The organism is Streptomyces sp. PsTaAH-137 (assembly GCF_003259365.1).
Taxonomy (GTDB): Bacteria; Actinomycetota; Actinomycetes; order Streptomycetales; family Streptomycetaceae; genus Streptomyces.
Genome location: NZ_QLLY01000004.1, coordinates 324,848 through 338,488, shown reverse-complemented (window position 1 = coordinate 338,488; position 13,641 = coordinate 324,848). Strand labels below are relative to the sequence as shown.

The 13,641-nt window shown below is 72.6% G+C and carries 14 protein-coding genes; 5 read left to right on the top strand and 9 right to left on the bottom strand.

Annotation, left to right across the window (positions count from 1 at the left end; all coding sequences use genetic code 11):
• The first annotated feature begins 29 nt into the window (after positions 1-29).
• Positions 30-215 (top strand): hypothetical protein, encoded by a 186-nt coding sequence (locus K377_RS10605; RefSeq protein WP_181512530.1) that lies wholly within the window; start codon positions 30-32, stop codon positions 213-215.
• Between the two features lie 16 nt (positions 216-231).
• Here the strand turns inward: K377_RS10605 and K377_RS10600 are convergent, their stop codons facing one another.
• Positions 232-1,638, bottom strand: a complete 1,407-nt coding sequence (locus tag K377_RS10600) for an FG-GAP-like repeat-containing protein (protein WP_111662969.1) — start codon at positions 1,636-1,638, stop codon at positions 232-234.
• Positions 1,639-1,836: 198 nt separating this feature from the next.
• Between K377_RS10600 and K377_RS10595 the strand changes: the two genes are divergently transcribed.
• Complete coding sequence (locus K377_RS10595; RefSeq protein WP_111662968.1) at positions 1,837-2,400, top strand: Uma2 family endonuclease; 564 nt, start codon at positions 1,837-1,839, stop codon at positions 2,398-2,400.
• Positions 2,401-2,460: 60 nt separating this feature from the next.
• On the opposite strand, the gene metG is transcribed toward K377_RS10595, so the two are convergent.
• The 3 genes from metG to K377_RS10580 form a co-directional block, all read right to left on the bottom strand.
• Positions 2,461-4,071: a methionine--tRNA ligase gene (metG, locus tag K377_RS10590; protein WP_111662967.1), complete on the bottom strand. Its 1,611-nt coding sequence runs from the start codon at positions 4,069-4,071 to the stop codon at positions 2,461-2,463.
• A 91-nt stretch (positions 4,072-4,162) separates the two neighbouring features.
• On the bottom strand, positions 4,163-5,788 hold the full coding sequence (locus K377_RS10585; RefSeq protein WP_111662966.1) for a VWA domain-containing protein: 1,626 nt from the start codon (positions 5,786-5,788) through the stop codon (positions 4,163-4,165).
• Between the two features lie 212 nt (positions 5,789-6,000).
• Positions 6,001-6,252, bottom strand: coding sequence for a hypothetical protein (locus K377_RS10580; RefSeq protein WP_111662965.1), 252 nt, complete (start codon positions 6,250-6,252; stop codon positions 6,001-6,003).
• 220 nt (positions 6,253-6,472) lie between these two features.
• Here K377_RS10580 and K377_RS10575 point away from each other — a divergent pair, with 220 nt between their 5' ends.
• Positions 6,473-6,859: a VOC family protein gene (locus K377_RS10575; protein ID WP_111662964.1), complete on the top strand. Its 387-nt coding sequence runs from the start codon at positions 6,473-6,475 to the stop codon at positions 6,857-6,859.
• Between the two features lie 22 nt (positions 6,860-6,881).
• On the opposite strand, the gene K377_RS10570 is transcribed toward K377_RS10575, so the two are convergent.
• From K377_RS10570 to K377_RS10560, 3 genes are all read right to left on the bottom strand, one after another.
• Positions 6,882-8,855, bottom strand: coding sequence for an FUSC family protein (locus tag K377_RS10570; protein ID WP_111662963.1), 1,974 nt, complete (start codon positions 8,853-8,855; stop codon positions 6,882-6,884).
• Positions 8,856-9,150: 295 nt separating this feature from the next.
• A complete protein-coding gene (locus K377_RS10565; protein ID WP_111662962.1) occupies positions 9,151-9,621 on the bottom strand; it encodes a hypothetical protein in 471 nt (156 codons plus the stop codon).
• Complete coding sequence (locus K377_RS10560; RefSeq protein ID WP_181512529.1) at positions 9,618-10,538, bottom strand: hypothetical protein; 921 nt, start codon at positions 10,536-10,538, stop codon at positions 9,618-9,620. Before K377_RS10560 ends, K377_RS10565 begins: the two co-directional genes overlap by 4 nt.
• Positions 10,539-10,647: 109 nt before the next feature.
• Between K377_RS10560 and K377_RS10555 the strand changes: the two genes are divergently transcribed.
• The gene (locus tag K377_RS10555) at positions 10,648-11,088 is read left to right on the top strand and encodes an SH3 domain-containing protein (RefSeq protein ID WP_146614715.1); all 441 of its coding nucleotides are present in this window, start codon (positions 10,648-10,650) and stop codon (positions 11,086-11,088) included.
• 65 nt (positions 11,089-11,153) lie between these two features.
• On the opposite strand, the gene K377_RS10550 is transcribed toward K377_RS10555, so the two are convergent.
• On the bottom strand, positions 11,154-11,564 hold the full coding sequence (locus K377_RS10550) for a hypothetical protein (protein WP_111662960.1): 411 nt from the start codon (positions 11,562-11,564) through the stop codon (positions 11,154-11,156).
• Positions 11,565-11,705: 141 nt separating this feature from the next.
• Between K377_RS10550 and K377_RS10545 the strand changes: the two genes are divergently transcribed.
• Positions 11,706-12,347, top strand: coding sequence for an NAD(P)-dependent oxidoreductase (locus K377_RS10545; RefSeq protein WP_111663219.1), 642 nt, complete (start codon positions 11,706-11,708; stop codon positions 12,345-12,347).
• Here K377_RS10545 and K377_RS10540 read toward each other — a convergent pair.
• Positions 12,275-13,570: a PP2C family protein-serine/threonine phosphatase gene (locus tag K377_RS10540; RefSeq protein WP_111662959.1), complete on the bottom strand. Its 1,296-nt coding sequence runs from the start codon at positions 13,568-13,570 to the stop codon at positions 12,275-12,277. The two genes, K377_RS10545 and K377_RS10540, sit on opposite strands and share 73 nt — an antisense overlap.
• Positions 13,571-13,641 lie beyond the last annotated feature (71 nt).

Genomic DNA, 13,641 nt, shown 5'->3' with positions numbered 1-13,641 from the left:
GCCTGCGCCCGGTCGCGCACCCCCAGAAGATGCCGGACCACGTCCTGCACAACATCCAGAAGGCGTCCCCCATGACCGCCGGCCTCGCGGTGCAGACGACCACGGGCACCGGCACGGCCCCCCTCTCCCCGGGCGAGGGCCTGGCGGTCCTGGCCGGGTACGCGGGGGCGGCGCTGGCGGCGGGATGGCTGACGCTGCGGGGGAGGGACGCGTGAGGCCCCGCGCTCCCGCTCAGATCACCCAGAGCAGACCGTTGCCGCCCAGCAGGGTGCCGGTGGTCTGCTTCTGGCCCAGGGCCGTCGCGGTGAAGATCTTGCTGCCCGCGGCCGTCGGGCGGGACGTGCCGCCGGGCAGCATCCAGACCGCTCCCGTGGAGTTGTTCTCGTTCGCCGCGCCGACGAACAGCTCCGGCTTCCCGTCCTTGTCGATGTCGCCCGCCGACACCGTCGTACCGAAGAAGTCGTCTGTCTCGGAGCTGCCCGGGATGCCTGCCGTGTCCTGGTCGAAGGAGTAGGAGCCCGCGCCGAGCGCGCCGGAGGAGCGGCCGGGGATCACGGTGACCATGCCGGCGCGGTTCGCGGCCAGATCCTCGTACGGCGACCCGACGATGATGTCGGCGAGCCCGTCGCGGTTCAGGTCGGCGACGGCGAGCGCCCCGCCGAAGGCGTCGCCGCGCTCGCTGGTGCCGGGCACCGAGGCGGTGTTCTGCGTGATCTGTACGGGGGCCGTGGCGGGCGCGATGCCGTGCGCGGACCCGTACCAGACGAGGACCCGCCCGCCCAACTGGCCGTCGGTGCCCGCGTGTTCGGGTTCGTCGGGGTCGCCGGCCACCAGGTCGTCGTAGCCGTCGCCGTTGACGTCGCCGCTCGCCACGATGAGGCCGTTGCCCTGGAGTTCGTTGCCGTACGCGGGCGCCGCGTAGACGTCGCCGCCGGTCAGGCCCGTCAGGCGGGCGGTGGCGGTGGCGGGGTCGGGCGTGCCGTCGCCGTTGAAGTCGCCGAGCGCGACGGACTCGGTGGAGGGGGTGTTGTCGTTGTACGTGACCGAGCCGTGGCTGCCGGTCCTGCTGAACGGCCCGCTGACGTACACGGTCCCGTCCCATCCGGCGATCGCCAGCCTGGTCCGTGTGCCGGTGCCCTTGGAGAGCACCGCGACGTCGAGGCCGTAGTGGTTCGGCGCGCCCGCGGGGGTGGGCAGGTCCGTGGCGGTCGTCAGGCCCTTCGAGCTGCCCCACAGGACCGTCACCGTGCCCGCGTCGGTGCCCTTCGACGTGTCCTCGTACGGCGAGGTGACCACCAGGTCGGCGTACCCGTCGCGGTTGAGGTCCAGCGTGGCGGTGGCCGCGCCGAACCGGTCGTACGCCTCGGCGAGGCCCGGCACCCCGGACGTGTTCTGCGTGATCGTCGCGCGGCGGCTCGCGGACAGCCCGGACTTCGAGCCGTACAGCACGATCACCGCGCCGGCCGCCTCGTGCCCGGACACGTCCGCGCCCGGCGCGGGCACCACGGCGTCGCGGTAGCCGTCCCCATTGAAGTCCCCCGGCACCCCGCCGTGCACCGCCGACGCCGTCCCGGCCGGCACCAGCAGCCCGCCGACCATCCCCACGACCACCAGCGCGGCCGCTCCCCATCTGCGCATCCTGAGCCTCTCCCACCCCTTGTTCGACGCGCGCATCTTAGGGCTGGGCGGGGGTGCGGGACGGGGCAAGGGCCAAGTGTTCGCCGGGAGTTCAGGAAGGGTGCGGATGTGCCGTGACCGAGAGGTCGCTGTCAGTGGTGACCCGTACGGTGGCCGCGTACTTGATGCCCGCCCGCAGACGCAGAGGAGCGGCCCGCTGTGTCGCTGAACCAAGAGGACTTCGAGGAACTGGCCCGGCACGCCCTGCGGACGAACGAGTCGCTGCGGCTGGAGTTCATCGGCGGGAAACTGAGCGTCAAGGGCATGCCGGACGGCAGCCACAGCACGATCATCGCGTGGCTGACGCGCCGGTGCGTCCAGGCCGACGACGGGTGGTGGCTCCACGCGGGGCAGGGCCTGTACGTGGAGAGGGACCACCGGGGCAATGCTTACGCGGACGGCTCGCTGGCTCCCAGCGACACGTTCGTCGACCAGGGCGAATGGGCCTCTGCGGACGGCGTCCTCATGGCCGTCGAGGTGACCTCGCGCGACCAGGACACCAATCAACGCGACCGCGTCGACAAGCCCCGGGCGTATGCGGAGACGGGCATCCCCGTCTACCTGCTGATCGACCGTGACACCTGCGAGGTCAAGGTCCACTCGCAGCCCGACGGGGTGCGGTACGAGCAGGTGACCACCGTGCCGTTCGGCAAGACGGTCACCCTCCCGGAGCCGGTCGGGATCGAGTTGGAGACCGAGCCGCTCAAGGAGTGGGCGCGCTGAGCGGGTCCTGACATGACCGCGGCCCGGGACCGTGTGGTCCCGGGCCGCAGTCATGCGTGCCTACTGGTCCTTCTTCGGCTCCTCCAGGCGCGGGAAGAGGATCGCGCCCTTCGTGACCGTGGCACCGGCGGGGAGTCGGCCCCAGGTGCCGGCCATCTGGACCTGCTGGTCGGCGAGGGCGCCCAGGGACGCCTCGGCGCCCAGGGATTCCCAGAGCGCGGCCGAGGTCTCCGGCATGATCGGGTTCAGGAGCACCGCCACGGCGCGCAGCGACTCGGCGGCCGTGTAGAGGATCGTCGCCAGGCGGGCCTTGCCCTCGGGCGAGTCGTCCTTGGCGACCTTCCAGGGCTCCTGCTCCGTGATGTAGCCGTTGACCTGCTTCACGAAGTCGAAGATCGCCAGGATGCCGCCCTGGAAGTCCAGCTCCTCGCCGATCTTCCGGTCGGCCTCGGCGACGGCCTTGGCCAGGCCGTCCTGGACCGCCTGCTCGGCCGCGCCCGCGGCGGTGGCCTCGGGCAGCGCGCCGCCGAAGTACTTGCCGACCATGGCGGCCACGCGCGAGGCGAGGTTGCCGTAGTCGTTGGCCAGCTCGGAGGTGTAGCGGGCGGAGAAGTCCTCCCACGAGAACGAGCCGTCGCTGCCGAACGCGATGGCGCGCAGGAAGTACCAGCGGTACGCGTCCACGCCGAAGTGCGAGGTCAGGTCCTGCGGCTTGATGCCCGTCAGGTTCGACTTCGACATCTTCTCGCCGCCGACCATCAGCCAGCCGTTGGCCGCGACCTTGCCGGGAACCGGGAGGCCCTGCGCCATCAGCATCGCGGGCCAGATCACCGCGTGGAACCGGAGGATGTCCTTGCCGACCAGGTGCACGTTCGCGGGGAACGTCTCGTCGAACTTCTCCTGGTTCGCGCCGTAGCCGACGGCCGTCGCGTAGTTCAGGAGCGCGTCGACCCACACGTAGATGACGTGCTTGTCGTCCCACGGGACCGGGACACCCCAGTCGAACGTCGACCGCGAGATCGACAGGTCCTGGAGGCCCTGCTTGACGAAGTTCACGACCTCGTTGCGCGCCGACTCGGGCTGGATGAAGTCCGGGTTCGCCTCGTAGAGGGCGAGGAGCTTGTCGCCGTACTCGCTCAGCTTGAAGAAGTAGTTCTCCTCCTTGAGGATCTCCACCGGCTTCTTGTGGATCGGGCACAGCTTCGTGCCGTTCTCGTCCTCGATGAGGTCGCCGGGGAGCTTGTACTCCTCACAGCCGACGCAGTACGGGCCCTCGTAGCCGCCCTTGTAGATCTCGCCCTTGTCGTGGAGATCCTGGACGAACTCCTGAACGCGGTCCGTGTGGCGCTTCTCCGTCGTGCGGATGAAGTCGTCGTTCGCGATGTTCAGGTGCTCCCAGAGGGGCTTCCAGGCTTCGGTGACGAGCTTGTCGCACCACTCCTGGGGGGTCACTCCGTTCGCCTCGGCCGTGCGCATGATCTTCTGACCGTGCTCGTCCGTGCCGGTGAGGTACCACACCTTCTCGCCGCGCTGACGGTGCCAGCGCGTGAGCACGTCCCCTGCGACGGTCGTGTAGGCGTGGCCCAGGTGAGGAGCGTCGTTTACGTAATAGATCGGGGTGGAGACGTAGTACGCCTTCGCACCCTGCTTCTCGGTTCCAGTGGCCGCCATGGTCGAAATCCTACTGGCCCGGGGGAGGGCGATTCACCCGCGTTTCAGCGGGTGGACCGCCCCCGTCCGGTTCAGCCGGTCCGACCGGCGCTCACGGGCGCCAGCCGGCCAGCAGGCCCTCGTACAGTTCGGCGTCGGTCAGCTCCAGCGGGGACCGGCCCGCGTGGAACCAGCCGGTGTTGGCGGCCTTCAGCTTGCGCAGGTAGTCGAAGCCCTTGGACTCCGGGTCGCCGAACGCCACGAACCGGAAGTGGATCGAGTGGCTCGCCGCCTTCGCGAGGGCCTCGTTCGCCGGGCGCTGCACGTCCGGCGGGCCGTCGACCTGGAAGATCACCAGGGCGGGCGCGGTCGGGTCCGCGCTCTTCTCGTGGTGGGCGACGACCTCCTCGATCGCGCGGTGGTAGCTGGTGCGGCCCATCCGGCCCGCCGCCGCGTTCCACTCGTCGATCCTGCCCTCGTGCCCGGCGGTGTCGAGCGTGAGGTCGCCGGTGGCGTCGATGTCCGTGGAGAAGAACACCGTGTGCACGGTCGGGGTCTCCCGCTCGTCCAGGTGCGCGGCGAGCGCGAGGGTCTGCTCGGCGAGCGCCGCCGCCGAGCCGTCCTTGTAGTACGGGCGCATGGACCCGGACCGGTCGAGCACCAGGTACACCGTGGCCCGGGCCCCGGTCAGCCCGTGCTTCTTCAGGGCGGCACCGGCGGCCTTGTAGGCGGCGGCGAGGCCCGGGGCGCGGGTCTTGACGCGGGCGGCCGAGTGGGCCGGGGTGCCGGTGGCGGCGGCCACGGCGGGCTCGGATTCCGGGACGGCCGCGGGCTTGGGCTTGGCCTTGGCGGGCGCCTTCGCCTTGGCCCTCGTCCTGGGCGCGGGCCTGGCGGCGGCGGCCGGGATCTCGGCGGAGGGTTCGGCCGCGATCTCCGGCTTGGGCTCGGCCTCGGCGGGGGCCTCCGGCTCGGTGGCGGCTTCCGTGACGACGGGCGCCTCGGGGACGACCTGCGCCTCCGCGGCGGGCTCCGGCTTGGGTTCGGCCGGGGTCTCGGGGGCGGGCTCGGGCTTGGCGTCAGCCTCGGCCGGGGTCTCCGGCTCGGTCTCCGTCTCGGCTTCCGCCTGGACGGGCGCCTCGGTGGCGGTCTCCGGCTCAGCTTCGACCGGGATCTCGGGGGCGGGCTCGGGCTTGGCGTCAGCCTCGACCGGTGCCTCGGCCGGGGTCTCCGGCTCAGCCACGGCCTGGGTCTCGGCGGCGGGCTCGGGCTCGGCCTCGACCGGTGCCTCAGCGACCGGCTCGGCCTCAGCCGCGGCCGGTGCCTCCGCAGGGACCTCCGGCTCAGCCTCGGCCGGGGCCTCCGGCTCGGTCACGGCCTGCGGCTCGGCCGGGGCCTCCGCAGGTGACTCCATGGCCTGGGCCGGGACCTCCGCGGCGGGCTCCGCCTTGGTGTCCGGGGCGGCCGGGGCCGTCGGCGCCTCGGAGGCGATGCGCTCGTCGCCCACCGGAGCGGCCGGCTTCGGCACCGATACGTTGTCGAACGCGGCGGCGACGAGGTCGTCGGCCGCGCCGGCCTTCTTCGGGGCGGGGACCCTGGCCGATGCCTCCTTGGCGGACGCGGACGCGGACGCGGGGGCGGCGGCGGGGGCCGGTGCGGCCTCCGGTTCCGGCGCTGCCGCGGTCTCGTCCTTCTTACGGGACCGCCCGAACGCGTTCCGCAGCAGATCCAGAATGCCCATGTGCGCAACCTTCCGCATGAATAGGTCGAGTTGGTCCCGGTGCCCCTGGAACCCCTGGCCAGGGCGGACACGTAAGGTTAGCCGCCGCCGACGGGGATCTTGGGCAGGGGCAAGCCGATCGACCTCGCCGTATCACCGGCGATCTGCGGTTCTTCTCTTCTTCGGCGGACGCGCTTCAACCAATTCGCTTCCGGGGACGCACGATTGCCCGCTCAGCGGTCGCCGTCGCGGCGGTACAGCGCGAAACCCAGACTCGCCGCTCCGGTCGCGGCGACACCGGCACCCGCGGCGATCAGCAGCCCTCCGCCGGTGTCCGCCGGGGCCGCCGCGGGGCGCGCGGTGGCGTAACCGTCCGCGTGGGACGGGGCGTTGTCCGCCGAGGCCGTCGTGACGGGGACGGCCAGGGCGACGAGGGCGCCGCCGGCGAGGGTGGCGGTGCGGAGGAGGTGGCGGGTGGCGCGCATGGGATCGGTCTCCGTCGGTCGGTCGGACGGTGGTGTGCGGGGCTGCGTTGTCGAACGTAGGACGCGGTGCGCGCGGCCGTGTGTGGGTCACCCGTACGTTGTGTAACAGCCGGGCCGGGAGCCGACGAAGGTACGAAAGACCAGGCCGGTGGTCCGGGACCTTCGGCCCGGTCGTCGGCGCCGGTGGCGTCCGGCGCCCGGATCGGGGAGGCTCGCGTGCATGGTCTCAGTGGTGCAGAACGTCGCGATCGACTGTGCGGACGCCTATGAACTGGCCCGTTTCTGGAGCGCTGCCACCGGCAGTCCGCTGGACCCGGAGGACGGGCCCGGAGCGCACGAGACGCAGGTCCTGATGCCCGGCGGGCCCGCGCTCTACTTCAACCAGGTGCCCGAGAAGAAGGCGGGCAAGAACCGGATCCACCTGTGTCTGCGGCCCGAGACCTCGCGGGAGCAGGAGGTGGAGCGGCTGACCGGGCTCGGGGCGGTCCTCCGCGCCGATCACCGGCAGCCGGACGGTTCGGGCTGGGTGGTGCTCGCCGACCCCGAGGGCAACGAGTTCTGTGTGCTGCGCAGCGCCGCCGAGCGGGGCGCGACAGCAGAGGGCTGACCCGCGTCAGGGCTGACCCGCGTCAGGGTCCTTCGGCGACGCCGATGGCCCGTGCGGCCGCCACCTCCTGGCGTACGTGTTCCAGGACGCTCTCCTGCGATCCGGTCGCGCCGAAGTCGGCCCGCACCTCCCACAGCACCACCGAACTGCGCAGCCCCTCGGCCAACTCCCGCAACTGGCCCACCACCTGGGTCACCTCGGTCGGGGGCGGCGGCGGGAAGCCGTGCCGGACGCGGACCCGCGCCGCGGTCGTCGCGTCCACGATGCGCTCGACGGCGACGACCAGCGGCCACCAGGCGGCCGCCCGTCTCCCTGTGGGCGGCGGCTCGGTGAGCGCCCGCTGGAACTCGGCGCGGATGACGGACAGGTCCCGGTAGAGGCGGCGCCGCATCCGGGCCCGTACGGCGGGATCGGCGGTGCCCGCCGGGCCGAACGCGCACTCCACGTAGTCGGCCGCGTCCGCGACGGCGTCGGCGAGCCGGTCGCCGATCCGGGTGTGCCAGCTCTCCGGCCACAGCAGATAGCCCGCGACGAGCGCGATGGCGCAGCCCATCAGGCTGTCGAGCAGCCGGGGCCGGAGCAGGGCCGTGCCCTGGTGGTTGAGGATGTCGGAGAGCAGCAGGATCACGGGGGTGATGGCGGCGGTCTGGAAGCCGTAGCCGCGCGGGGTGAGCGCGGGGATCAGCGGGGCGAGCAGCATCATCACCGGCACGTCCCACCAGCCCAGCGGCACCTGGGCGAGCACGGCCGCGGCCAGCAGCAGGCCCGCCGCGGTGCCGAGGGCGCGCAGCACGGCCCGCGAGAACACCGACCCGAAGTCCGGCTTCATCACGAACGTGATGGTCAGCGCCACCCAGTACGAACGCGGCACCGGCACGATCGACACCAGCGCCTGGGCGAGGCCGATGCAGAGCGCGAGGCGCAGCCCGTAGCGCCAGGAGGTCGCGGAGAGCAGGACGTTGCGCGTCGCGCGGCGGGCCCTGACCCGGAGCGCGGCCGGGCGGCCGAGGCGGTCGTCGCCGTCGGTTCCGGCGTCGGTGACGTACGTGAAGTCGGGGTCGCCGCGCCGGGAGGCGACCTCTGCGGCGTGCCGCAGCGCGTGGTCGACGGCGCGGGAGGCCGGGCCGTCCGGTGCGGGCAGGTCGAGGGTGCCGACGTCGTCGGGGTGGCCGGTGGCGATGGTGTCGGCGAGGTGCCGTACGGCGGCGGGCACGGACGGCGACAGCGGGATGCCGCACTGGTGGGCGGCGGGTGCGGCCTCCACGATGGGGGTGACCGCGTTCAACTGGCTTATCAGGCGTACGAGTTCGGGGTTGCGGCCGTGGGCGAGGGCGCGGCGGGCGAGGACCAGGTCGTAGGACTGGTTCAGGGACTGGGTGACGGCGATGCGGGTCTCGGCGTAGGCGAGGTCGTCGGTGGCGGCGGCCTCCAGGAGGTTCGCGACGCCGCGGTACGTCGCCGCGACCGAGGCTCTTTCCGGGGCGCCCGCCCGCAGCGGCCAGGCCAGCAGGGCAAGGAGCAGGACCAGGAGGCCGCCACCGGTCATCAGCAGCGGCGCCAGCCACCAGGCGCCGGGCATCGGGAGGCCGGCGCCGACCACGCAGTTCAGGAGCAGCAGCAGGCCGGAGACGGAGGCCACGGCGCCGATCGTGGAGATCATGCCGGAGACGAGCGCGACGGCGGTGACCACGGCCACCGCGAGCCAGCCCTGGCCGAACACGGCTGATCCGAGGGTCACTCCGACCGCGCCGAACAGCTGCGGGACGGCGATGTTCAGGATCCGCATGCGGTAGGCGTCCGCCGTGTCTCCGATGACTCCGGAGAGGGCGCCCATCGCGGCGAGGGCGCCGTAGGTGACGTGGTCGGTGGCGAGGCCGATCGCGAGGGGGAGGGCGAGTGCCACGCTCGCCCGTGCCACGGCGGGCCAGGGGATCGGGGCGCGCTGGGGCCGCAGCGTTCTGACCAGCCAGTCGGGCGGGGTGATGCGGGGTGGCATGCCGTTCATTATGTGCGGCGGGGCTGATCGCGGGCTTGTCGTCCGCGCGCGCCACCGTCGTGGCTGCTTGCGCAGTTCCCCGCGCCCCTGGGTGGTCTTTCACGCGCGCCACCGTCGTGGTTGCTCGCGCAGTTCCCCGCGCCCCTGAGGCATGCGCTGCGCGCAGCCTCCCCTGAGGCTGCGCTCCGCGCGCCTCTCTCGATGAGATGCCGCACGAAGTGCGCATCTCAGGGGCGCGGGGAACTGCGCGACCAGCCACGACGGTGGCGCGCTCGGACGGCGACCGGGCGGTCGGTCACCGGCTCCCGGAGCGGAGCGGCGCCGTGGCCAGGCTCCAGATGACGAAGACGCCGATGCCGATCGAGATCAGGGACCAGACCGGGGCGTACGGGAGGAACATGAAGTACTCCACGATGTACAGCGCGGCCAGGCCGATGCCGGCGCCGCGGGCCCAGTCGGCGCCCTTGAGGAGGCCCACGCCGGTGAGGGCGACGAGGATGCCGATGACCAGGTGGATCCAGCCCCACGCGGTGAGGTTGAAGGAGTACGTGTAGTCGCCGATGCGCCCGTAGACGTCGTCCTTGGCGATCCCGGCGATGCCGTTGAGGATCCCGAGGATGCCGCTGACGAGCATCAGGACACCGGCGAACATCATGCCGCCGGTCGCCCAGCCCCCTCCGGACCCGGAGGGCGTCGTGGGCGGCGGCGTGCGGTGGTCGGCCGACCAAGCGGGGCCGGGCTCCTGCCCGGGGGTGGACTGGCTCATGGGGCACCCTCCTTCTGCGTCATCGGCAGGCTCCCTCCGGGCCGCCCCGACGGCATGCCGGACGCGGCCGAACGGGTGACCCCGCGCCGCCGCCCGAGCCCGAACCGCCCGGTCAGCCAGGAGGCCAGCGCCACGGCGAGCCCCACGCCCACGATGACCCAGGACGCGGTGCGCAGGGTCGCGGTGAGCGCGTCGTACACCGCCCCGGCGGCCCCTTCGTCGGCGCTGTCGGCGAGGTCGTTGAGGGTGAGCGCGCGGGCGATGACGAGGGCCAGCAGCAGCGCCCCCGCGCCGAGCGCCATGCCGATCGCGGTGGCGGTGACCGCGCGCCGGCGGCGTACGGCGAGGGCCAGACCCGCGACGGCGAACACGACGGCGGCCAATGGCAGCCACAGACCGGCGACTTGCAGCATGTGGAGCCCCTTGCGCAGTGAGTCGAGGTCGTCGGCGGGCAGCAGGGTGATCTCGGTGTGGGGGACGGGCAGCTGGGCGGCGAACGGCACGCCCTCGTCCTGGAGTTGCCGCTTGACCTGCTCGGTGACCGGCGCGAGGTCGAGGGTGACGGGCCCCTGACTGTCGTCGTCGATGGCCTGCTGCACGGCGTCGTGGGCGGCCCGGTTCGCGGTGTTCCACGCCTTCTGGAAGGCGGCGGTGCCGGTGAACGAGACGACGGCGTCGTGCAGATAGCCCTCGACGGTGGATTGCAGGGGGCCCACGTCGAGGTTCTTCGTGACGCCGTCGGTGATCGCGTCCGCGACGGCGTTCTGCACGTCGGGCTGGGTGGCGAGCGGCGCCATCGCGGCCACATAGCGGTCGCTGTCCCCGATCTCGTACTTCGCCCAGGTCGACAGGGTGCCCAGGGGCACGAGCAGACAGGCGAGGACGAGGAGCACGGTGGACAGGAGGGTTCGGGTCACCGTTCCAGGCAAGGGCCGGTCGCGGTGGGGCGCGAGCGGACCGGGGCCGCTCCGGTGGTCCGTTGGGCCGAACGGGTGTTTCCTGGAATGGGGAGCTTGGAGGCCGATCATGCGTCGTACGCCCATCGCCCTTGCCGCGTCCGCCCTGCTCACGGGTGGCGTGCTCGCCGTGTCGGCGGCGGCTCCAGCCAGTGCGAACAGTGGTGGCGGAGACGTCGTCTGGGGCACGGTGGCCTCGTCTACGGATCTCAACCTCCGTTCCGCGCCCAGCACTTCGGCGTCCGTCGTCTACCGGATGGCGCCGGGCAGCCAGGACCGTATCGAGTGCGTGACCCATGGCACGTCCGTGCACGGCACCTCGGACTGGTACTGGTTCACCGGGGCCCACGGCTGGGCGAGTGCCGCCTATGTGTCCATCAGCGCCAACCCGCCGAACTGCTCGGGGTCGTCGGTGCCGTGCCCGCCGGAGAAGCAGAAGCACGACAGCGGCCCGACCACCTGGTATTTCCGCTCGGACTACAGCGTGGAGTTCGGGGTCACCAGCTACTAGGAGGACGACGAAAGAGAGCGGGGAGGCCGGTCGGCCTCCCCGCTCTTCTCATGCCGCTCCGGCCGTCACACCGGGTCGGCGGCCGTGTAGTAGCGGTAGTAGACCATCGCGCTGGTCGCCGCCAGGACGATGAGGCCGAGCACGATCGGCCAGAGCACCAGGCCGGAGCCGAGGGAGCGCAGGAAGCCGATGGCGATGCCCGCGAAGGCGCCCCAGGTCACCGCCCGCAGCCCCAGATGGCGTCCGGCCTGCTGCCGGGACCACTGGTGGATGCCGAAGCAGAGGGCGGCGACGATGATGCCGGTGACGAAGCCGAGCGCGACGTTGCCGCCGGTCACGCCCTGCCCGAAGCGCTCGATGTTCGCCGCCCAGAAGCCGTAGAGGATGCCGGTGATCACCGGGACCGTGACGGCGGCGCTGGCGAGGGAGAGGCCGGAGGAGGCGCGCCGGGGCGCCGGGGCCGCATGCTGAGCCATGAGGGGCTCCTTTCCGCGGATGCGAAGCGGATCTGCGGCGGAACCGAGGCAGATCCGACGGGTTCCCCCGCTCTCCATTGACCTCTGATGGCCTACGTTCCGCAACATGCGCGGCACCGGACGTCGTGCTTCGCTGTGATCATGTCCCTCAACATCGTGCTGTTCGGAGCCACCGGCATGGTCGGCAGCCGCATCGCCGCCGAGGCCGTGGAGCGCGGCCACCGGGTCACGGCCATCAGCCGCTCCGGCGACTCCCCCGTGGCGGGCGTGACGGCCACCGCGGCGGATCTGACCGACCTGGAGCGCACGGCGGACGTGATCGCCGGGCACGACGTGGTGGCGTCCGCGGTGGCGCCGCCGCGCGACGGCAGCGACCCGAGGGCGCCGTTCCTCCGCGTGAACGAGACGCTGGTCGCCGGGGCGCGCAGGGCGGGCGTGGGACGGCTCGTCGTGGTCGGCGGCGCGGGCAGCCTGGAGGTGGCCCCGGGCGAGGCCCTGGCGGACCAGCCGGGCTTCCCCGACGCCTATCTCGGCGAGGCGCTGGCCCACCGGGACGTCCTGGCGTTCCTGCGCACGGTCGAGGACCTGGACTGGACGTACATCTCCCCGGCGGCGGAGATCGCGCCCGGGGAGCGTACGGAGGAGTTCCGGATCGGCGGCGACCGGCTGATGCTCGACGCCGACGGCAACAGCCGGATCAGCGCCGAGGACTACGCGATCGCCTTCGTCGACGAGGTCGAGCGGGACGGACACGCGCGCTCGCGCATGTCGGTCGCGTACTGAGACGCGTCACCGGAGGGACCGGCGGGCTCGTACAGGGCCGCGTCCGAGGGCGTCGCGTACGGCTTCACGCGTCCTTCCGTGCGCCGGATGACGGTGATCGCGGTGTCGTCGCTGGGCGTCCCGTGCCGGTGTCCGTGCAGGTCGAAGACGATGCGGCGGAGCAGTTCGGCGGGCGGCGCGTCCGCGGGCAGCCGCTCGGCGAGGCCCGGCATCCGGTCCCGTACGGGGTAGAAGACGCCGTCGTCGTCCCGGCACTCGGTGACGCCGTCGGTGAAGAGCACGAGGGTGTCCCCGGGCCGGAACGGCAGCCGCACCGGCTCGGGCAGCTCCGTGCCGAGCGCCCCCATGCCGAGCGGCACGCCGGACGGCACGTCGGGGGTGTGCACGCTGCCGTCGGCGCCGACGACCAGCGGCGGCTCGTGCCCGAAGTTCACGATGTCCACGGCGTCGACGCCGGGCGGGAAGTGCAGCAGCAGCGCCGTGGAGAACGCGTCCGGCAGCTCCTCCTCGCCCATCACCCGGGCCCACGCGCTGTACCGCTGCATGGCGATCTCCAGGCGGCGGGCCACCTCGCGCACATCGGCCTCGTGGTACCCGGCCTCGCGGAACGCGCCGAGCAGCGACGCCGACGCGGACACGGCCGGAAGTCCCTTGCCGCTGACGTCGCCGAGGACGGCGCGCACACCGTGCGGGGAGGGCTGGAAGTCGTACCAGTCGCCGCCGACCCGGGCCGCGCGGGCGGCCGGCTGGTAGAAGTCGGCGATGTGCAGATCGCCGACGTGGTCGGGCAGGGCGCGCATCACGGCCCGCTGGGTCGCCTCGGCGATGTCGATGACGGCCTGCACCCGGGCGTACTGCTCCTCGCGGCGGCGGGCGATCAGCACCCCCAGGAGGCCGCCGATGCCGATGAGCAGCGGGCCGAGCACGGCCCAGCCGCCGGACGGGATCGGGGAGAGGGCCTGGAGCACGATGTAGAGCGTGACCAGCACGCCGGTGACGGTCGCGGTCACCATGACGGAGGTCAGCGCCGCCACCACGATGGGCACCAGGCCGAGCAGCGCGCGGGTGCGGAAGTCGGCGGGGGTGGCCAGGTCCAGCGAGACGATGGTGACCACCACGACCAGCGTGACCAGCACCGCGGCACGCCAGCCACCCGTGGGGCGGACGGTCGTCCGGGCCGCACGGGTGGGCGAGGTGAAGCTGCTGGAGCCGGAGAAAGGCATACGAGTAAAGGGTCCGGGGACTTAATCGGCGCGGGTAGGGCCGAAGGTCCGTACGCTCCTGAGACCCGCGT